This window comes from Gilvimarinus sp. DA14 (genome assembly GCF_024204685.1).
Taxonomy (GTDB): Bacteria; Pseudomonadota; Gammaproteobacteria; order Pseudomonadales; family Cellvibrionaceae; genus Gilvimarinus.
The window spans coordinates 3,709,014-3,729,879 of record NZ_CP100350.1 but is presented as its reverse complement, the minus strand read 5'-3'; the positions used below and the strand labels follow the sequence as shown (position 1 = coordinate 3,729,879).

Annotated in this window: 17 protein-coding genes; 14 read left to right on the top strand and 3 right to left on the bottom strand. The window is 54.5% G+C overall.

Features of this window, described 5'->3' with window-relative positions; all coding sequences use genetic code 11:
- The first annotated feature begins 32 nt into the window (after window positions 1-32).
- The 9 genes from NHM04_RS16305 (at window position 33) to NHM04_RS16265 (ending at window position 8,795) form a co-directional block, all read left to right on the top strand.
- Complete coding sequence (locus tag NHM04_RS16305; RefSeq protein WP_254264814.1) at window positions 33-995, top strand: hypothetical protein; 963 nt, start codon at window positions 33-35, stop codon at window positions 993-995.
- A 79-nt stretch (window positions 996-1,074) separates the two neighbouring features.
- On the top strand, window positions 1,075-2,109 hold the full coding sequence (locus NHM04_RS16300) for a phospholipase A (protein WP_254264813.1): 1,035 nt from the start codon (window positions 1,075-1,077) through the stop codon (window positions 2,107-2,109).
- 8 nt (window positions 2,110-2,117) lie between these two features.
- Window positions 2,118-2,645, top strand: coding sequence for a DUF3833 domain-containing protein (locus tag NHM04_RS16295; RefSeq protein ID WP_254264812.1), 528 nt, complete (start codon window positions 2,118-2,120; stop codon window positions 2,643-2,645).
- A gap of 325 nt (window positions 2,646-2,970) precedes the next feature.
- Entirely contained in the window at window positions 2,971-5,808 is a 2,838-nt protein-coding gene (locus NHM04_RS16290; RefSeq protein WP_254264811.1) for a monovalent cation/H+ antiporter subunit A, read from the top strand.
- Window positions 5,808-6,149: a Na+/H+ antiporter subunit C gene (locus tag NHM04_RS16285; RefSeq protein ID WP_254264810.1), complete on the top strand. Its 342-nt coding sequence runs from the start codon at window positions 5,808-5,810 to the stop codon at window positions 6,147-6,149. The genes NHM04_RS16290 and NHM04_RS16285 overlap by 1 nt, the downstream gene beginning before the upstream one ends.
- The gene (locus NHM04_RS16280; RefSeq protein WP_254264809.1) at window positions 6,146-7,669 is read left to right on the top strand and encodes a monovalent cation/H+ antiporter subunit D; all 1,524 of its coding nucleotides are present in this window, start codon (window positions 6,146-6,148) and stop codon (window positions 7,667-7,669) included. The genes NHM04_RS16285 and NHM04_RS16280 overlap by 4 nt, the downstream gene beginning before the upstream one ends.
- Window positions 7,662-8,174 (top strand): Na+/H+ antiporter subunit E, encoded by a 513-nt coding sequence (locus NHM04_RS16275; protein WP_254264808.1) that lies wholly within the window; start codon window positions 7,662-7,664, stop codon window positions 8,172-8,174. The genes NHM04_RS16280 and NHM04_RS16275 overlap by 8 nt, the downstream gene beginning before the upstream one ends.
- Window positions 8,159-8,428, top strand: coding sequence for a K+/H+ antiporter subunit F (locus NHM04_RS16270; protein WP_020208368.1), 270 nt, complete (start codon window positions 8,159-8,161; stop codon window positions 8,426-8,428). Before NHM04_RS16275 ends, NHM04_RS16270 begins: the two co-directional genes overlap by 16 nt.
- A 7-nt stretch (window positions 8,429-8,435) precedes the next feature.
- A complete protein-coding gene (locus NHM04_RS16265) occupies window positions 8,436-8,795 on the top strand; it encodes a Na+/H+ antiporter subunit G (RefSeq protein ID WP_254264807.1) in 360 nt (119 codons plus the stop codon).
- Between the two features lie 1,042 nt (window positions 8,796-9,837).
- Here NHM04_RS16265 and NHM04_RS16260 read toward each other — a convergent pair.
- The 3 genes from NHM04_RS16260 to NHM04_RS16250 form a co-directional block, all read right to left on the bottom strand.
- Complete coding sequence (locus tag NHM04_RS16260) at window positions 9,838-11,721, bottom strand: DUF3857 domain-containing transglutaminase family protein (RefSeq protein WP_254264806.1); 1,884 nt, start codon at window positions 11,719-11,721, stop codon at window positions 9,838-9,840.
- 362 nt (window positions 11,722-12,083) lie between these two features.
- Entirely contained in the window at window positions 12,084-13,487 is a 1,404-nt protein-coding gene (locus NHM04_RS16255) for a C13 family peptidase (protein ID WP_254264805.1), read from the bottom strand.
- Window positions 13,487-15,205: a DUF3592 domain-containing protein gene (locus NHM04_RS16250; RefSeq protein ID WP_254264804.1), complete on the bottom strand. Its 1,719-nt coding sequence runs from the start codon at window positions 15,203-15,205 to the stop codon at window positions 13,487-13,489. The genes NHM04_RS16255 and NHM04_RS16250 overlap by 1 nt, the downstream gene beginning before the upstream one ends.
- A gap of 70 nt (window positions 15,206-15,275) precedes the next feature.
- Between NHM04_RS16250 and pdsR the strand changes: the two genes are divergently transcribed.
- The 5 genes from pdsR (at window position 15,276) to NHM04_RS16225 (ending at window position 20,785) form a co-directional block, all read left to right on the top strand.
- Window positions 15,276-15,971 carry a proteobacterial dedicated sortase system response regulator gene (gene pdsR / locus NHM04_RS16245; RefSeq protein WP_254264803.1) on the top strand — a complete coding sequence of 232 codons (696 nt, stop codon included), beginning with the start codon at window positions 15,276-15,278 and terminating at the stop codon, window positions 15,969-15,971.
- A complete protein-coding gene (locus NHM04_RS16240; protein WP_254264802.1) occupies window positions 15,968-18,079 on the top strand; it encodes an ATP-binding protein in 2,112 nt (703 codons plus the stop codon). Before pdsR ends, NHM04_RS16240 begins: the two co-directional genes overlap by 4 nt.
- 106 nt (window positions 18,080-18,185) lie before the next feature.
- Window positions 18,186-18,452, top strand: coding sequence for a 30S ribosomal protein S20 (gene rpsT, locus NHM04_RS16235; protein ID WP_254264801.1), 267 nt, complete (start codon window positions 18,186-18,188; stop codon window positions 18,450-18,452).
- Window positions 18,453-18,688: 236 nt separating this feature from the next.
- A complete protein-coding gene (gene maoP / locus NHM04_RS16230; protein WP_254264800.1) occupies window positions 18,689-18,982 on the top strand; it encodes a DUF413 domain-containing protein in 294 nt (97 codons plus the stop codon).
- 177 nt (window positions 18,983-19,159) lie between these two features.
- Window positions 19,160-20,785, top strand: a complete 1,626-nt coding sequence (locus NHM04_RS16225) for an MFS transporter (protein WP_254264799.1) — start codon at window positions 19,160-19,162, stop codon at window positions 20,783-20,785.
- The last annotated feature ends 81 nt before the right edge of the window (window positions 20,786-20,866 follow it).

The window sequence follows — 20,866 nt, the reverse complement described above, 5'->3', positions numbered from 1 at the left end:
GTGCGCCACATACATGAAGTCAACTCTCAAATATGGGCACCATGAACGGGCAAACCAGCGTACAAACTGCACCACAGCAAAACACCAATAGCGAAATCTACGACCGCTATTACGGTGTCTACTGTCGTCGGCAAAACGCCTTAAACCTTATTCGCCAGTTTAACCGCACCATTAAAACTGCCCAGCGCCACCGCGGCATGAGCATGGGTATGCTAGGCGGTAACGAGTTTTTTCGCGAAGACTTTAACCAACTGCAAGCACAGCTTGAACGCCGCATTTTGCTGCTGCAGGCCATGGCGAAAAGCAGTGAAGGCCTCCTGAGCGAGCGCGACCAGGATAATTTACAAAACGCCTGGGTCACCATCAGCCGCGACTGGCAGGAAGATTCGGTGATCGATAACTACGAGCTGCACTGCCATATGATAGAGCAGTCGCTGGCCATGTTGGCGGCCCTGTCACGCCAGCTGGAACAACCCATTCACGAAATGCTGGGGGAAAAACCACCCGAGCCCGAAGTAGGCAACTACCCCAGCCGCTTCAAGCACCTTGAGGTACTGCACTTTACCACCCGCCTGCTCCCGGCCGTGGTAGAGCAAATTGGCCGAATTCGCGCCCTGGGTACCTACGCTGCCGCTGCGGGCTATCTGGATTCGCACCACGACAGCAAGCTGCGCTACGTAATACAGTGCACCCGAGTCAACAATGAGAAGCTGCGCCATCAAATAAAACGCCTGGAAGGCATTCTCGATCAGGATATTGGCCTGCTCAGCCAGCTAAAAAGCTACGAGCTAAAGCTGATGTTTCTGCTCAATATGGTCGAGACGGATATTCTGCACGAGGGCGCACTGAACGCTGACAGTAACCGTATTTATAACCTGGCCACGGATATTATCGATGTCTACTTATCCATCGTCGACAATGGTATTGACCTGATCAGCCAATGGCACGACGCGGATATGGACCAGTGGCTGGTGAGTGGCATAGCGCCGGTATAACCTTCACCCCGCTGGCGGTTTCCAAAGCCCTCACCCATGGGGCAGAATAGACGGGCTTTCACTTCCGGGCTCTGGCGCTATGGCTGTTCGACGTTGTTTATTTTTACTCTTTTTCACGCCCCTGCCCCTTCTGGGCGCCGATCGCTCACCCTCATTCTCGGCCGATTACCAAAGCTGCCTGGCGCGCATGGGCGAGACCGCCGATGAGGATATGACCCTGGCCGAACTGCGCAGCGCCTGCCAAAAGATGACGGCGCCGTCCGGCGCCTCTCAAACATCTGACGAGGATGCAGAAGCCAAACAGACAAAATCCCCCAAGCAGGAAAAACCGGCGCTTGAGGAGCGCATGACAATGGAGGCTCTCAACAGCGCCAACCGTTTTCTCCTCACACCACACAATCGCAACTACCTGCTGCCCGCTGTTTATAACGATAGTCCCAACGAAGCCCCCTTTGAGCAGGAGTCGGGTCGGGACATCAATTATCAGAATACCGAAATCGAATTTCAGATCAGTATGAAGGTGTTAATCGGCGACGATATCTTTCATAACAATGGCTATCTATATCTCGCCTACACCAATTTATCTTTCTGGCAAGCCTACAACACGGATATATCGCGCCCGTTTCGCGAAACCAACCATGAGCCAGAAATCATTTTGTCGGTCATTAACGATTGGGAGATCTTCGGTTTTCGCAATGTGCTCAATCAGTTGATTGTGGCGCATCAATCCAACGGTCAGTCCGGAGTATTGTCGCGCAGCTGGAACCGGGTAAAAGGCCGCGCGATATTCGAGCGCGGCAACCTCGCCCTCGCTATTACTCCCTGGTACCGCCTGCCCGAGGATATCGAGCAGGACGACAACCCCGATATCGACGACTACTACGGTCACTATGAACTGACCGGCGCCTACAAACGTAATGACCATATAGTGAGCTTTATGACGCGCCGGCCTTTTAGCGATAAAGGGGCTTTGCAGCTGGATTGGTCTTTCCCCATCAGCTCGACCGTGCGCGGCTACGTCAAGTTATTTGACGGCTATGGTGCCAGCCTGATCGATTACAACGTGCGAACTCAATCTATCGGGCTGGGGGTTACGTTTACCGATATTTTTTAGGGTGTTTTATGTCTCGCACGCTGATTCTAACTTGCCTTTTGCTGCTGCAGGCCTGTGCCGGCCCCGATATTCAAACCTATGAAGGCCGCACCCCGGCGTTTGCGCCAGAAGAATTCTTTACCGGCAAGCTGGTGGCTCATGGCGTGTTAAAAGACCGCTCAGGCGAGGTCACCCGCTCTTTTCAAGCGGACATAGACGCCTCGTGGCACAACGGCGTAGGCACCCTGGATGAACAATTTGTGTTTGACGACGGCGAAACCCAAACCCGGGTTTGGACCCTCACCCCTACCGGCAAAGACAGCTTCGACGCCACCGCCGGCGATGTTATTGGCACCGGTAGCGGCCAGATTGCCGGCAATGCCCTTAACCTAAATTACACCCTGGAAATTGACTATCGCGGCGAGAAGCTGGCCCTGGCAGTGGATGACTGGATGTGGCGGGTCAGTGACGATGTGGTCATCAACCAGTCGACTCTGAGTAAATGGGGTTTTACCGTGGGCTCGATTCAGTTGGTAATCCGCAAGCTTAACCCCTGATGCGGCCGAAAAGTTACCTCCTTCGGTGGCACTAAACACCAAGTTTGTGTATAACGTGTCTGCACTGAGCAGACATCAGGACGACACATTTAATGGCCTTCTCGCGTATAACAGCAACATTGCCGCGACCAGACCTTACCGCCGCCCGGGCGGGCTGTTCAGGCAGTAATCACTCCAATCGCCGCTATCAACCTTTCTATATGGATCCACCGGGCTGGTAATGCCTGGCAGGAGTCACTCTGCCTTCAGTCCGCCTGCGCGCGATATACAATGACATAATCCGGCCCGAGGAAGCGGGCCCTGGCAACCGGGGTGTTACCACACCATGACACTACTGAGCATTATCTTGCTACCCATGCTGGGTGCATTACTGCCCTTTGCAACCGAGCGTTTCGGCCGCACCTTGTGCGCCTATTCGGCCGCCCTAGGCCCGCTGTGTGCACTGGGTATTTTAATCGGCAGCGCCGCCAGTGTTTTTGGCGGACACGTTGAATACGCCAGCTTTAACTGGCTGCCCTCGCTGGGGCTAAACCTCAGCCTGCGCCTGGACGGTTTGGGGCTGATGTTCGCCCTGCTGATTGTCGGCATAGGCCTTTTGGTGATTCTCTACGCCCGCTACTATCTCTCCGAGCGCGACTCGCTGGGCAAACTCTATGCCCTGTTACAGCTATTTATGATGGCCATGCTGGGCATTGTGCTGTCCAACAACCTGCTGCTGTTGATCGTATTCTGGGAAATTACCTCGCTGGTGTCTTTCCTGTTAATCGGCTACTGGTCCAAGCAAACCGACGCCCGCAAAGGCGCGCGCATGGCACTGGCGGTCACCGGCGCGGGCGGCCTTTGCCTGCTGGCCGGTGCGCTGCTGATTGAGCGCGTTGTTGGCAGCTTCGAGCTGGGGGCTATTTTTGCCGCTGCCGATCAAATTAAGTCCGACCCCAGCTACCCGGTGATTTTGGTACTGGTGCTGCTGGGCGCATTTACCAAATCGGCGCAGTTTCCGTTTCAGTTCTGGCTGCCCCATGCCATGAGCGCGCCGACGCCGGTGTCCGCCTATTTGCACTCGGCCACCATGGTAAAGGCCGGGGTGTTTTTACTGGCGCGCATGTACCCGGCCCTGGCGGGCACCGATGGCTGGTTTTACATCGTGACCTTTACCGGTATGGCGACCCTGCTGTTCGGCGCCTACAACGCCCTGTTCAAGCACGACTTAAAAGGCCTGTTGGCCTATTCCACCATCAGCCATCTGGGGCTGATCACCATGCTGCTGGGCTTTAGCACTCCGCTGGCGGTGGTAGCGGCCATTTTCCACATTATTAACCACGCCACTTTCAAAGCCTCACTGTTTATGGCCGCCGGGATTATCGACCACGAGACTGGCACCCGGGATATGCGCAAAATTAACGGTATGTGGAAATACATGCCGCACACCGCGCTGCTGGCCATGGTGGCCGCCCTGGCCATGGCTGGCGTGCCGCTGCTGAACGGCTTTTTGAGCAAGGAGATGTTCTTCTCCGAGGCGCTGCACATCGAGTCCATGGGCATGTTCAGCTGGATATTCCCGCTGATGGCGACCCTGGCCGGGGTTTTCTCGGTAGCCTACTCGGTGCGTTTTATTCACGATGTATTTTTCAACGGCGAGCCTGTCGACTTGCCCAAGTACCCACCCCACGAACCGCCGCGCTATATGATTGTGCCGGTAGAAGTGCTGGTGGCCCTGTGTCTGCTGGTAGGCATACTGCCTAACTTTACCGTAGCGCCTTTTCTTGAAGCGGCAAGCCTTGCGGTACTGGGCGAGAACAAACCGGACTACCATATCGCCATCTGGCACGGCTTTAACCTGCCCCTGATAATGAGCATTGTCGCGACCGTGGGCGGGGTGATTATGTACACCCAGCGCTCGGGCCTGTTTGCCTTTTACGAGCGCAAATTCCGCCACGACGAGAAAATTGTATTCGAGTCGCGGGTGCAATTGTCCGTGCGCATCGCCCAGCTGTTTACCGACTTTGTGCAAAACAACTCACTGCAGCGCTATATGGCGTTACTTATCGGCGCCGCCGTGGTCGCTATTGCCTACTCGCTCTACCCCATGACCCAGCTGCAAGGCGTGCTTGGGGTGTCGGAGATCGAGCCGGTCAGCCTGTTGGCCGCCATTATTTTGATCGTAGGCGCGCTGGGTACGGTGCTGCTGCACCACAACCGCTTTGCCGCGCTGCTGCTGATGAGCGTGGTGGGTCTGGTGGTCTCGCTGATTTTCGTGCGCTACTCGGCGCCGGACTTGGCGCTAACGCAGATCTCGGTGGAAGTCGTCACCATTGTGTTGCTTATTTTGGCTCTTTATTTCCTACCGCAGTTAACGCCCAACGAATCGGGGGCCAAGCGTGTAGGCCGCGACATTGCCCTGGCGGCTGCCGCGGGTATCGGCATGGGTTTGATCACCTTTGCCATGATTACTCGACCCTATGAAACCCTGTCGGAATTTTATGTCGCCAACAGTGTGTCGGGCGGCGGTGGCGCCAATATTGTCAACGTCATTCTGGTGGACTTTAGGGGTTTTGATACCTTTGGCGAAATCACCGTGCTGGCAGTTGCGGCGGTGGGTATTTACGCCATGCTCAACGGCCTGCACCTACCCCTGCCCCAAGCCGATGGCGAGGGCCGGCGCTGGGATAAAGAACCCCACCCGTCCATCTTGGCGGTTATGGCGCGGATTCTTCTACCCCTGGCACTGATGGTGTCGGTGTACATCTTTTTGCGCGGCCACAATGCGCCGGGCGGCGGCTTTATTGCCGGGCTGGTGACAAGCGTGGCGCTGATTCTTCAATACGTGGCCTCGGGCACCGGTTGGATGCAAGAGCGCTTGAAGTGGAAATACCGCCGGGTAGCGGTATCCGGGGTGCTGATTGCCGCCATCACTGGCGTGGGCAGCTGGTTCTTCGGCTATCCGTTCTTAACCTCGACCTTCAGCCATATTCACTGGCCAGTAGTGGGCGATTTTGAACTGGCTTCGGCCATGGCATTTGATATCGGTGTGTACGTCACCGTGGTGGGCGCCACCATGTTGATACTGGCGCACTTGGGCAAGCTGGCCCAAACCAGCCATTCGCCGCGCCCGGCCACCAGCAAAGTTTATTCAAACACCGAAGTGACCAGAGGAGAGAACTGATGGAAATTCTGGTAGCCGTGGTGATTGCCGTACTCACCAGCTGCGGGGTGTACCTGCTGCTGCGCGGACGCACCTTCCCTATTATTCTGGGCCTGACACTGCTCACCTACGCTGTGAACCTGTTTATCTTTGTCTCCGGTCGCCTTAACCCGGGTAAAAGCACCATTATCGGGGTGGGAGAAGGCTATACCGATCCGCTGCCCCAGGCCCTGGTGCTTACTGCCATTGTGATCAGCTTTGCCATGACCGCTTTTGTCATGGTGCTGGCACTGCGTGCGCGTGCCGAGCTGGGCAACGACCATGTCGACGGGCGCACTAAGGTGGAGGACGTTAAATCGTGAGTCACCTGATTATCGCTCCGGTATTACTACCGTTACTCACCGCCATCTTATTGCTACTCGGCACTGGGCGGCCGCTGCGAGTACAGCGCAGCATCAGTTTTGTCAGCATTATTGCGCAACTGGGTGTTGCCATAGCACTGCTTGCCAGCGCCGCCGAGGGCAGTATCACCGTGTACGCCCTGGGCAACTGGGCACCGCCGTTTGGCATTGTGCTGGTGCTGGATCGATTAAGTGCCCTAATGGTATTTGTCACCGTGGTGTTGGCCTTTTTCAGCCTGTGGTATGCCGTGCGCGGCAACGACAAACCCGCCGACAGCTTGCACAGTGTGCTGCACTTCTTGCTGATGGGTGTGAACGGCGCATTCTTAACCGGCGACTTGTTCAACCTGTTTGTGTTCTTTGAGGTACTGCTAATTTCCTCTTACACATTGCTGCTGCACGGCGGCGGCGCGGCGCGCATTAAATCCGGCCTGCACTATGTACTGCTCAATTTAGTCGGCTCAAGCCTGTTTTTGATTGCCGCCGCACTTTTGTACGGCTTGACCGGCACCTTGAACATGGCGGACATGGCCGAGAAGGTGGCGCAAACCACCGCCGATGAAGCGCCGCTTATGAACGCCGCTGCGCTGTTGCTGCTGGTGGTGTTTGGCCTTAAGGCGGCCATGGTGCCGCTGTACTTCTGGCTGCCGCGCGCCTATGCATCGGCCTCGGCGCCGGTGGCGGCGATGTTCTGCATCATGACCAAAATCGGTATCTACTCGATTATCCGTATGTACACCATGGTGTTTGGCGATACCGCTGGCGTTGTCGCCAATTTGGCCGAACCCTGGCTCTGGCCACTGTCGCTGATCACCCTGGGTTTTGGCGTGGCCGGCGCACTGGCTGCGCGCGAGCTGCGCTTGCAAATTGCCTACTTGGTCGTGGTGTCTGTGGGTACTATGCTGGCGGGTATTGCGCTCAATACCGAACAGGCGCTGAGCGCCACCATGTACTATCTGGTGCACTCAACTTGGGTGTGCGGTGCGCTGTTTTTGCTGGCCGATCTTATCGTTCGCCAGCGCGGAGCAGCGTCTGACCGCATTATCATCGGCCCTGCCCTGCGCCAACCGGTAAAACTGGGAGCGCTGTTTTTTATCGCTGCCGCCGCGGTCATCGGCATGCCACCACTGTCGGGCTTTGTGGGTAAAGTCATGCTAATGCAGGCGGCCACCACCGACGAGCGCACCTTCTGGCTCTGGTTTATGTTGCTGGCGGCGGGCTTTGTCACCATCACCGCATTAAGCCGCAGCGGCAGTACCATTTTCTGGCGTACTGAAAATCGGGTTGCCAAAGCAGAAAAAGCCGACCGCGGCGCGCTGCTGGCGGTAATTACCATGCTGGCACTGTCGCTGGCGCTGTCATTCGGCGGCAATGCCGTGGTGCAGTACACCGACGCATTAGCCCAGCAATTGAAAAACCCGAGCATTTACACCGAGGCTGTTCTCAGCCACAAAGCCATTCCGGGGGTGCACCATGAGTAGTCTTGCCGGTAAAAAGCTCTTTCCCCACAAGCTGCTCAGCGTGTTTATGCTGGGCCTGTGGCTTTTGATAAACAACACCATTGCCCCCGGCCACTGGGTACTGGGGTTACTGCTCGCCTGGGCCATTCCGTTTTTCACCCAAGCTTTCTGGCCCCAGTCTATGGTCATTAATAAACCCCTGCTGGCGCTGCGATTTTTGCTGCTGGTACTGTGGGATATATTAATTGCCAATGTGCAAGTGGCCTTTTTGATTATGGGCTCGCGGCAAAAGCTGAACCCGGCATTTATGCGTATTCCGCTGGAGTTAAAGCAGGACTTCACCATCACCATGCTGGCTAACACCATCTCGCTCACCCCCGGCACCGTATCGGTGGATTTGCAAATGGAAGAGGGTTACCTGCTGGTGCACGGCCTGCACATTGACGATATCGACCAGGCCATAGCGGACATTAAGAACCGCTATGAAAAGCCGTTAAAGGAGATTTTCGAATGCTCCAATCCGTAATCCAAATCACCATGTTTATTATCGGTTTAGCCTTGGTGCTAAACCTGTGGCGCCTGTGCATCGGCCCCACCATGACCGACCGCATACTGGCGCTGGATACCATGTACATCAACTCCATCGCCATGCTGATCGTGTTCGGCATGCACGAAAAAAGCACCCTGTACTTCGAGGGCGCACTGCTGATCGCAGTGATGGGCTTTGTCGGCACCGTAGCACTGTCCAAATACCTGTTGCGCGGCGACATTATCGAGTGAGGCACCTATGAGTTTTGCAACCGAAGTGGTTATTTCCCTGTTTCTGTTTGTCGGCGCCTGCTTTGCCCTGGTGGGCTCACTCGGCCTCGCCCGCCTACAGGACTTTTTTATGCGCCTGCACGGCCCCACCAAAGCCACCACCCTGGGCGTAGGCGGTATGGTCATAGGCTCAATTATATTTTTCAGTGCCGGTGAGCACGAACTCAGCCTGCACGAGCTGCTGATCGCCTTGTTCCTGTTTATCACCGCCCCGGTAAGTGCGCATATTGTTGGGAAAGCGGCGCTGCACCGGCAGTTGCCCTGTGAAGAGCGGACTAGGAACGTACCCTGGGCGGATAACGAGAAGGATTCGGTGGATATTAATTAAGTGAGTGATGGGGAATGGGGGACGGTTTACGGGGAACGGAAAAGACGCTGAACGCTGAACGCTGAACGCTGAACGCTGAACGCTGAACGCTGAACGCTGAACGCTGAACGCTGAACGCTGAACGCTGAACGCTGAACAACAGTGTATTGCGCGTAGCAACCTAAAATGGAAGCACCGAACAACCTATTTCTTTAGTACTGAGATACCGTAAACGACCTCTTTACCAAGACGTTTTACAATACTACCTAGCTCATTCCAAAAGCGGTTGTTACTCTTTTTTCTCCTTTCTGGAAGGTGGGAAGTCAAGTCAATATCGCTTTTACCGGACTTACCGACAGGTGTGGTTTCATAAACTAAAGCATTTGCAGAGGAGGTGTCATGACCACCCCTTTCATAAATGACAATTCATCAAAGGCTTACCAAACGAGAAAAGCTCGACCTTAAAAGACAAAGACTGGCATATATCATAAAGCTTTTGAACACCCTCGCCGGATCCTTCGTATCGGCTGGCTCTAAAGGTTTGCTCAACTATATAAAAGCTTCACTAAAGCTTGAGCGATCAAAAATGCTAAGCCAAAAACTAGAATGTATATGTAGGGAGCAGTTTTCTTCCCAACAGGACGGCACTTTTCCCCATTAAGCCAATGGTAGATATAACGTCCACCACACAGCGCTATCGTAGAAACGACACATACCCCCAAATATATAACGTAATGAATAACGTTTCGGCGAGAAAAAGCTTCGACAAAGCCACCTCCCTCATTCCAAATCAACAAATCTTTCGCCACAACTGAAAAGATCAACAAAAAAAGAATGAGAAAAGCCCAGACATAATCTCGCACAATCAAATTTTCCAGTAACTTATTTGATAGTTAATTGCAGTGGTCAAGTATTTTCTGTCCAGCCTTCAGCATCCGTTCAAAGGCGGGGTCTTTGCTAGTAAGAAAAAATACGGCTTTAAATCGCAAGCAGTCCATGTGGCGACACGCGGCACTAGCATTGTTACGCCACCATGCTAGCACCACGGATCGATCGTGTTTTGTTATTGCACTTGGTAAACCACCTGCGACTGAAGATGCTCGGTGATAGCTGCAAGCGTATCCCTCTGTCGGTTGATGATCTCTGGCTCACACACATTAGCAGGCGTGGTATCAACAATCGAACGGTTTACCCTTAGTGTGCCTCCGTCTAATTCATAAGCCGCCGAAAACTCAATATTGTTTTCAGCGATCTGATAGTCATCAGGCACAGCAAGGATTTTAACGTTATCCGGAATCCGATAAACCAGAGATTCCTTCGAAATTCCATTTCCGCAAGAAACGGAGTAACCCTGGATAGGCTCTGCCCACGAGCCAAGAAAGCTAAAAATAGCCGCCGGCGAAGGAGCCATAGCATGAGGAACAAAACCTCCAGCGCCTTGACTTAAAAACACATCGGGCTTTCGAAATGTCACCGTGTAGCTGTAGCTATCTGACAAAGGGTCTTCATCAAGCACTTCAATGTCACCCTCCCCCTTCTGGGTGCCGGAGCTGAACATTCTTTCCATGATTTGGTTTTTATGTTGCTCTGTCAGCTGCCGCCATGATGAGCGCATATTTGCAGAAGGAAGACCTTTTAGCTCAACAGATACATTGCCGCTGACCCATCCCCCTGCTTCGAGGGTCATTTCACTATAAAGCTTTTGCGAATAATTTTCAGGTTTTGCCGCTGGAGTTCGCTTGTTGGGGCGGTGCTCTCCCACTAAGATGACAGGTTTATCCTGAATAGACCGAGGAATGAGCCCAAAGGGAATATCTTTAGGAGTAGGGTCGACAAATAAATCCCACATTGGCAAGTAAATAATCGCGTGATTAACGACGCTAATTCTTGCAGGATCGTTTAGTGAATAATTTGAGCCGGAGTTTACCAGTGCTTGAGTCGCCTCAATATCAACCGCTTTCAAAAGCGCTTGAAGCAGGGTTGCCTTGTCTTTACAGTCCCCCATCTTGTTGTCGAGGATAACATCCATATCCCTCGGAACCACAGCGCCAACACCAATGCAATTTCCCGCGTAAGATATGTTCTTTGCTACCCAATCGTATAAAATTCGCGCCTTTTTCCAGGGGTCTTCTTCCCCTTCGGTTAGTGACTCAGCCAAGTCTTTTACCCGATTAATGGGCTTGGCTTTAGGAAGCGCACGCTTGCCATAGGCATCGGCGACTTGCTGGTAACTTTCGTAAGTTGAAAACGCGAAACCGGGCATGGACTTTTCGTCAAAGACGCTATAGTCCTGGCGATCACTCTTCAGAGGTTTTGGGTTCTTGTATGCAATTTGGATAACCTTACGGTCCTTTTCGACTTTACTGTCGATCTTGACGTCGCGGTGATCCGTGTGCAAAATAAGAGCATCTGGGATGTTGAGTGTTACAGAGACCTTCTCGTAGGGTGTCTCGGGCCAGTAAACGCTGGAAAGAGCAAAGTAACCAGGGAAAAGCGGCTCTGTCTGCGTTCGCTTCGTCTTAACATAGACAGAATCGCCTACTTCCAGATCGGGGAAAACGATAGTAATACTCGCCCGGTCCGAGAACGCAGGGCCGCCATCCCCCCGGCCTTTATTGATTCTCTCCTGGTAGTTGTCTTGAGGAACCGCGACGCGTGAGCCATCTGCCTTAAGGGTAAATGCTTCCAGAACCTCGAAGGTTTCCATGCTCGTGCTGTACGAAAAGCGCCGGCGTTTTAAATTCTCTAAAGCGGGCTCCTTCAAAACTTTGGTAGAGATCGCCGTGACATCCGTAAACGTAAAATCTTCGTTGACGGTGACCGTTTTATCCAACTGCAAAACCGTGCTTATTAGCTCTAGGTACTCAACATCTTCATCTTTCGCCAAGCATAAAGCTGACGTCATCAAAAGCATAAGACAGCAGGTTAGTTTATGTATCAACTTCATTCCTTTGCTCCTTGTCAATGACAATATTGACGCACTGAGTGCGCCTGTTAACGCGCAGCGCTAATCAACTGAGGGGAAAGCTGGCTTTCTGAGCACTGCAAAACCAGGGATAACGGCCGTGCAGATCTGGGGCCATCTGAATAAATCGGGGGGGCGACTTGTTGGTCGTTTGGTATCCACGACCTGGGGAGTTTTGCCTTTATTTAAACTTAGCATGTTCTCTTTGACCGCCCTGTCAGGTTATTAGCGTCACAGCCCGTTGCAGTGTAAGGGCTGGGAGAATCACAGGCAATATTTATATCCATTTTCCTCAAGCATGCAGAATTCACGACATTAAAAGATGCTATGCCGAGCTAGGCCAGCTACCACACCCGGCCTAACGACGCCTTTACAGTTTCGCCAATAAAAATCTGCGGCTCCGAATGCTCAAACTCGTCTTCCGCTTCCCACTCTTCAATGACTTTTTTGGCTTTCTCAAACGCGTTCACAAAGCCGTCCGCTTCAGGCAGGGATTGTTCAAAATACGCGCGGCCAAAGTAGGTCATGGTATCGGCATCACCACAGCCAAAGCTGGTGCGATCGGCGCGGGCAGCGGTCATCACCAAATGGTTAGGTGCTTTTAGGGCTTCTATAAAACCACCGGAGTAACAGGCAGAGATCATCAGCACCTTGGGGTTTTCCTTTAATGGCGTAAGCATTGCGGCGAGATCTTCCGGGGTAATGTCGACAAAGTCGTAGCCGGGTGCTTCTAGCGAGAACTCGTGCTTGGCAGAGCCGTGACTTGTAAGGTAGAGCAGCAGAATATCCTCTGGCTGCATTTTCTTGCCCAGCTCAGAAACGACTGCTTGTAAGTTGGCGCGAGTCAGTAATGGTTGCTGCGCACTGGTGGCGGGATTGTTACTGAACAAGGCGATCTTGTCGCTGCGAATATTTTTCTGTTGCAGCGTTTCGGCAATGGTTTGCGCCTCAAGGTAGAACACTTTTTGCGTACCATCCCCTGCACCTATAAGGGCGAATAGATCTACCTCACCTGGCTTAGAGGGCGTTAGCGCATTAAGACTTTGCCGCAGAATGTCTGACTGAGCAAACACCGCCTGCTCCAACGCCATTTTTTGTGCGCGGCGCTCGGCGGCACTCAACGGCTCGCCAATAAAGCTACCCCAGCGCCACTTGCCCGCCTGTTCGACTTTGCCACTGGCAATATCAACACGCTCGCCATAACCGTGAAAAACGCCGGATTTAAATTCACCGGTATAGCGAGTTTCGCCATCTTCCCAAATACCATGGCCCTCAAAGCGCCAGGATTTAAACTCTCCGGCGTACTCAATACCCTCGCTGTCTTTGTAAGTGCCAAGACCGGTCAGCTCACCATGAACAAATTCACCGGCATAAGCGCCTTCGGGCGAGGCGTAGATACCATCGCCATGAAAAATATCATCCTTAAATTCGCCGGTATAACTTACTTCGTCCGGGCCCAGCCATTCGCCCGTCCCGTTTAGCAAACCCCGCTCAAACCGGCCGCGAAACACCTCGCCCGATTCAGTAACCAGCTCGCCCTGGCCGTGAATAACCCCTTCTTGTAATTCGCCGGTGTAAACATCGCCGTTGGGCCACTCAATTCTGCCTTCACCATTCATCAAGCCGCCGCTAAGCTCGCCTGAGTATGACGATCCGTCGGGCAAGGGGTAATCCTCAACACTGGTGGCGTTAAGGTGGCTACAGGCGGCCAACACCAATAGCAGAGGGCACAAAAGAAGTTTAGACATTACTGACAGGGGACTCCGGTGAGTAGACTGAGTGATTCTAACGCCTCTTGGGCCAGCTCGCGCCCGGGCAAGCTGTGGCTAATGGTTTTCTTGCCGCCGCTTCGCAGCTCGGCTTTTATTTTGTAGTAAGTGGTGTGTTTGTTGCCGGTGCTGGATGAGTAGCTTTCATCGATAAACAATTTGGTAATTTCGCTGCGCGGAGTGTGCTTATTCCCCAAACTCAGGCCCAGTATACGGCGGCGAGTAATCAGTTCGGTGCGGTCGATGCGTACATCCAAACTGGAGCAGAGCGAATAGAGCCCGCCGAAAAACATAGGCAAACCGATAAGCGCAAAAATCCATTCGGGGAAACCGTCCGCATCTAGCCACAAGCCGATACCGGAAAATATTGCCCCCATTAAAATCAACACCAGCATAGTGCTTAAGTTTCGAAAGGCCGGATAATGCAATATCACCCCGCCGGGCACCTGACGAATATCAAACAAATCTTCCAGTAATTGCTCGCGCTGCTGCGCCATTTCCGGATGCTGACTGCTGACAGTAATAGCCCCCAATTGCTGGGCCTTGTCGCCAGTGGCGAATACAGGTATTTCGTAGTTGCGATCAAAATCCGCGCCGGGCAACTCGCATTTAATGTTTACCCGCCACAAGTGGTAGCGGTTTCCCGGAGGCTCGGATTCGGGCAGCCCCTCGTCCACCTCAAACAACCACTCTACGCGGGTGCCGTGAGCGCTGCGTGAGGTCTGGGCAATGCCCTCGCTCTGCCATACCATGGACTCGCGCCGCTTGCGGTTTTTACCCGAGCCCGTGTAGTAACTGTGCAAGCACTGCAAAGTCACGGCAAAGCTATTATCCGGCTGGTAGGGCAAGGCCACCTCCAGCGCGCCGCCTACCTGCCCGCCAATAGCGCCAGGGTAAGGGTCTAAGGTCACGGGCGCATGGCCAAAACGGCGCCAAGCCAGGGTCAGCTTGATCGCCCAGAACACAATGCCCGCCCCCACCAGGGGAAATAAAAGTGCTAACCAGGCGGCATGATTACCCCCCAAGGCTTCACCCACCGCGCCAATGGCCGCCGGGAGGCTAATAAGATTCCAAAAGGCGGCAAACACCCACAGCGCCCACATCCCGGTTTTGCCATCGCTTTTAATGGTCGGGCTCGCCCAATCATTACGCGACAACCAGGGTTTTTCCTGGGCCTCAAACTCAGAGACATCGGTTTTATCGGGACGGGCGATAAACACATAGGCCCACATGCCTAAACCCACCCCGCCAAAGAGCAACACGAACAAGCCTTTAAATAGAATTAAGCTTAAGCGCAGTTCGCGATTCAGCACAGCCTGCTCCGGCTGTTGTGGGTTAACCCAGGCGGTGACGGTCGAGCCGTTGCGCTCGGCGCGCTCCAGCGGCCCGATCACCCGCTGGTGGTAATCGCCCACATTGTCCGAGCCCGAGCTGATGCCCACACGATTGCCCGTGTAGTTTTGCCCCTGATACTGGTAGCGATAAGTGGCGTGCAGGCTGTAAGTGGTAGAATCGTCGGAGCGGTGGCTTTTCATTTCGGCGCTTACAATCTGCGCCTGCACTGGCTCCCAACTTTTCATTGCCGTCCACTGGGCCAACTGAGGCACAATACCCCAAAACAGAAAACCTAAACCCACCGCCGCAAAGGGCGCGCCAAACAGAAATAACACCCAGCGTTCTTTTAATTTTTGTAGCATCCGTTCCCCCAAACTTGATCAAAGCCGCGCAAGCCACCATTATGCGCAAAACCTTGTAACGGAATAAGTTATGGCCCGCATTATAGCCATTGTTGAAGACGAGCAGGCCATCGCCGACAACTACCGCGATGCCTTTACCCGCCTGGGCTACCAGGTTGAACACTATTTGGATCGCCCCAGTGCGCAAGCCGCCTTCCGCCGCGCGCTGCCGGATTTGGCGATTATCGACGTGGGCTTGGGGGATGAGATTGAAGGCGGCTTTGAGCTGTGCCGCGATCTACGCAGCCGCGCCCCCGAGCTGCCCATTGTGTTTTTGACCGCCCGCGACGACGAGTTTGATGTGATCTCGGGGTTGCGCCTGGGCGCCGATGACTATTTAACCAAAGATATCAGCCAGCCCCATATGCTGGCGCGCATTAATGCGCTGTTTCGCCGCATAGACGCGCTGCGCCAGCCGGTCAATGAAGACGACACCCTAACCCGCGGCCCGCTCGCAATTAACCTGTCGCGCATGAGCGTGCACTGGCAAGAACATCCTGTGGATTTAACCGTAACCGAGTTCTGGATTCTGCACGCTCTGGCGCGCCATCCTGGGCATGTAAAAAATCGCCAACAGCTGATGGATGCGGCGAACGTTGTGCTGGATGACAACACCATTACCTCGCACATTAAACGTATTCGCCGTAAGTTTGCGGCTATAGACCCCAGCTTTGAGCGCATTCAAACCGCCTACGGCATGGGGTACCGCTGGCAGGGCGAGGCGTGAAGCTCACCCGGCAGCTAGCGCTGGTATCTCTGGCCGCGCTTATTTTGCCCTGGGCGGCCCTGCAATCACTGCATATCTTTGACAACTTGCTGCGCGAGGGGCAAACCGCCGCGCTGCAGGCTACCGCCAATGCCATTGCCGCGCGCCTGGGTGGCGATAGCCAATTGCTAACTCGCGCGGGCCTCGGCACCAACCCGGCCACCGACCGCAGTCGCGAGCTGTACGTACACTCCCTGCCCTCGCCACCGCAGCTAGACGGCCGCGCAGCCGATTGGTCCACCTACCCGCTGGCGCCATTGGCGTTAACCTCCTCCGACGGGCCACAAGTGCAGTTGCGCGCGGGCTTGTACCGCAACAAGCTCTACCTGCTGCTGCAGGTGGCCGACCCCAAACGCCAGTTTCATCGCCAAGGCAGCGACCAGCTCGCCAGTGGCGATCACCTGGCGCTGTTCGCCGGCGAGGCGACAAACGAGCGCTACTACGCTATTCGCGCCCCCCTGCCAGGCGAAGTACAAGCCCTGTATCGCGACAGCGCCGGGCTGGCACAAACAGACTATCGAATTCGCGGATTCTGGCACGAAACCGACGGCGGCTATGCCGTGGAACTGTCGATGCCTGCGGGCTGGGCACAGAACCGATTGGCCGTCTCAGCGGTGGATAAATCACCCGCCGGGGTTAGCCATACAGGCACGCTGGGCGAACTGGCGCCTTTGGTCGGAGGCACAGACCCCGGGGTCTTACCCGATACCTATGGGCGCTTGGTGTCAGACTCTGCTTCACTCAATCAGGCACTAAAGGCCTTTAGCGATGCCAACCTGCGTATCAGTGTGCTGGATAAGCATCAGTGGCTGAGGGGCCAGAGCGGCGCTTTGAGACAAAGCCCGGGCTCACCCGCTACCCCCTGGTACCTGCGCTTGCTTAAGCCGCGCCGCACTCTGCCCGAATGGCAGGATTTTGCCTCGGGCCAGTGGCCAAATATGGATGAGGGGCAAACCCAGGCCCACTGGTATCGCCATGGCAACGCCGACATCGCCCAGGTGAGTGCGCCCGTGTATCGCAACTGGCCCGAGAGCGGCGCGGTAGAGTCTCAGCGTGCCGGCCTGGTGGTGGTCGAGCAGCGCATTAACCCCTGGCGGATTATCGACAACCGCGCCGCACGCAATTTACTGGGGCTTACCCTGGGTGCGGGCTTAGTGTTACTGGCGCTCTTGGTAGGTTACGCCCTGTGGCTGAGCCTGCGTATCCGGCGCCTGTCGCGTGCGGCGCAACTGGCAGAAGACAACCGCGAAGCGCTCAACCAAACCCTGACGCAGTGGCCTAGTTATCGCGTGAATGACGAACTGGCCGAGCTGTCGGATCAGTACCGGCAACTATTGGAACAGGTGCGCGCCCACACCGATTACCTGAAAACACTCACCAGCAAGCTCGCCCATGAACTTCGCACCCCACTGGCGGTGGTCAACAGCTCACTGGATAATCTGCACCACAGTCACGACCCGGCCCCCTACATTCAGCGCGCGCGCCAGGGCACCCAACGCTTAAGCAGCCTGGTCAACGCCATGACCGAGGCCTCGCGCATGGAGGCCAGCATTGCCAGCGCCGAGCGCGAAGAAATTGATCTGGCGCAGCTTTTAAGTGATATGAGCGCGGCGTATCAAGACGCCTACCCCAACCAGCGCTTTACCTGCGAGATAGAACCCCACTCGGCGGGTGCCTACCACTGCGCGGTTGCTCCCGAGCTATTAGTGCAACTGCTGGACAAACTGGTGGACAATGCCACCAGTTTCAGCGCCGATAACACCACAATAACCCTTCGCCTTGGTCGTGCCGACAACCCAGAGCCGCAACTGCTGCTCTCGGTTCACAACCAGGGGCCGCCGCTGCCAGCCGAGCTTGAAGGCCAGCTGTTTAATTCGTTAACGTCCTCGCGCCCGCAAAGCGGCGATAAACAACTGCACCTGGGGCTGGGGCTTTATATTGTCGATTTGATCGCGCGCTACCACGAGGCGAAGATTTGGGGCGAAAACATCGATGGCGGCGTGACTTTTTATCTGTTGTTGCCTATAAAAGCGCCAAAACTGGTGCCTAAACGCACAGAAGATAGTTGACACAGGCTGCCAAACCGGTAAAATGCCGCGTCTTTTAAGGGGCCAGACAAGCGTACAAGCGGCCTCGAATAAACCAGATTTTTGAAATTTAGATAGGAGCAACACGGTGGCAAATTCACCTCAAGCCAAAAAACGTGCACGCCAGAACGAAAAAGCTCGCAAGCACAACGCCAGCCTGCGCTCCATGGTGCGCACCTACTTGAAAAAAGTGGATGCCGCCATTGCAGCAGGTGATGTAGAACAAGCCAAAACCGCCTACGCAGCAGCCGTACCGGTTCTGGATCGTGTGGCAGACAAAGGCGTTTACCACAAGAACAAAGCCGCTCGTCACAAGAGCCGCATGAACGCCAAAATCAAAGCACTGGCCTCTTAAGAGTCTTACTGCTTCAAAAAAACCGGCTTCGGCCGGTTTTTTTGTGCCTAGAAAATACCGGGACACGGATAACGGCAAACGGGTAACGGAAAATCAATGCGCTTTAGCGCAGCATATCGCTCTCCGTTTCCCGTTCCCCACACCCCGCCACTTTCGCAAAACCGTCACCCCACTGCCACAAAACAGTCAAAAAGCTCACGTATAACACCCCCATCGCTAATCGTTGAGGGATACTTATGCTGCCGCGTGAACACTACATCAAACAGCCTTTTTACGGGTTAAGTGATCTTAATAACGCCAGTGATCTGACCAGCGCGCAAATGCGCCTGATCAAAAAACACGGGGCCCTGATCACCGCACTGCTAAACGATGAAGTGCTCAACCCCAACCTGGCGGATTTACGCCTGGTAAAAATTGTCACCAACAAAAGCGCCCCCACCACCCCGGTGGAGCAAGCCTGGTTGAAATTCGAATCCCTGCGCGAGCAGGCCGCCACCAAGCCGACCAAGAAGCTGAAAAAAACGGCTTAATCCCGCCGTTGGCTGCAGCGCCTTTCGGGCGCTGCAGATTTTCCCTCCCCCCATTACGATTCTTTAGTACCGCCTCTTAGTCAGGGGTAGATTTTCTCCTAACAAGCCAATATGATAGCGCTATCATTTAGCGTGGCAGCAAGGTCACCGAGATAACAACAAAGAGCGGAGACAAATGTGAATCAGACTAAGCCCACCGACAGGCTGGCCAAACTCAGCTGGCGCGAGCGCATTGGCTATGGCCTTGGCGACGCCGGCTTTAACTTTTACTGGGCGATTATCGGTTCCTACCTTATTTTCTTTTACACCGATATCTTTGGCATCAGCGCCGCCGCCGCAGCCACCATGGTGACTATCACCAAAATCGTCGACGCCTTTACCGACCCGGCAATGGGCGCGATAGCGGATAAAACCAATACCCGCTGGGGCAAGTTTCGCCCCTACCTGTTGTTCGGCACCTTGCCCATGATGGGCGCCGGCCTGCTCACCATGACCACCCCTGACTTAGACGAGGGCGGCAAGCTGATCTGGGCCTACGCCACGTACATGATTTTAATGCTGACTTACACCGTATTAAACATGCCCTACAACTCGCTTTCGGGGGTGCTGACCGCCGACGCCCAGGAGCGCAACACCCTCAACAGCACGCGTTTTTTCTTCGCCTACTTTACCGGCATTATTGTCGGCGCCCTAACGCCCGATTTAGCCGAATACTTTGGTGGCGGCGACCGCTACAACCCAGTGGGCTGGCAAATCACCATGAGCATTTACGCGGTGATTGCCTCTATTTTGTTTGTGGTTACCTTTGCCACCACCAAAGAGCGTATCAGCCCTCCGCCAAAGCAAAAGTCCGAGCCGTTAAAAGACTTAAAAACTCTGCTGACCTGCAAGCCCTGGATTATTATTTTTATTCTCGCCATGGTGATTATGACCACCTTCACCCTGCGCGGCAGCTCGGCCACTTACTATTTTAAATACTTTGTTGAGCGGCCCGACCTACTGGGCGCCTTTGTCGGCCTGCAGGTACTGGGACTTATGATCGGCGCCATGTCCGCCTCTACCCTCACCCGCTATATCGATAAAGTAAAACTGCTGATGGTGTTAATGGGTATTGTCAGCGTGCTTTGTTTTGCCTTCGCTTTTGTACCCAAGCCTCAGGCACTGGGCGTGGTAGACATTAACGAGACCAAGCAGACCCAGCTGAGCGCCGGTGATTTACTCGGCGAGCCCCACCAAAGTGGCGACACCTACACCTGGACTCGCTACGAAAATGTGTTTTGGATTATTAAAAATCGCATTGAGCTGCCGCAAACAGGCACGCAACTGGATACCACCGATTACGCCAGCGACACCCTGAGCGTAATTCGCACCCGCGCCGATGGCAGCGAGCTAGACAGCGCCAGCTGGCCGCCTGAACTGGTACTGATGTTTGTACTGAGTATGCTGATTAGCCTGGCACTTGGGCCCAAGGCGCCCATTACCTGGGCCATGTACGCCGATGTAGCCGACTACAACGAATGGAAAACCGGTCGCCGCGCCACCGGCATGACATTCTCAGCCACCACCTTTTCACAGAAGCTCGGCAGTGCCGCGGGCTCAGCGATCATGTTGTCGGTGCTGGCGGCACTTGGCTACCAGGCCAATCAGGTGCAGTCAGACGCATCCCTGGAAGGCATTGTGTATATGCAGACTTTGGCTCCGGGTGTGTTTGCGTTTATCGCGATTATCGCCCTCACGTTTTACGATTTAACCGGCGACAAGCTCGCGCGCATTCAGCAAGAGCTGGCCGAGCGACAGAGTTAACACGAAACATCCTTGACCGGTGACCACTGAGCAAACCGTCACCTTGCTTGAGCGTCTGAAGTAGCGACGCTCTTTTTTTAT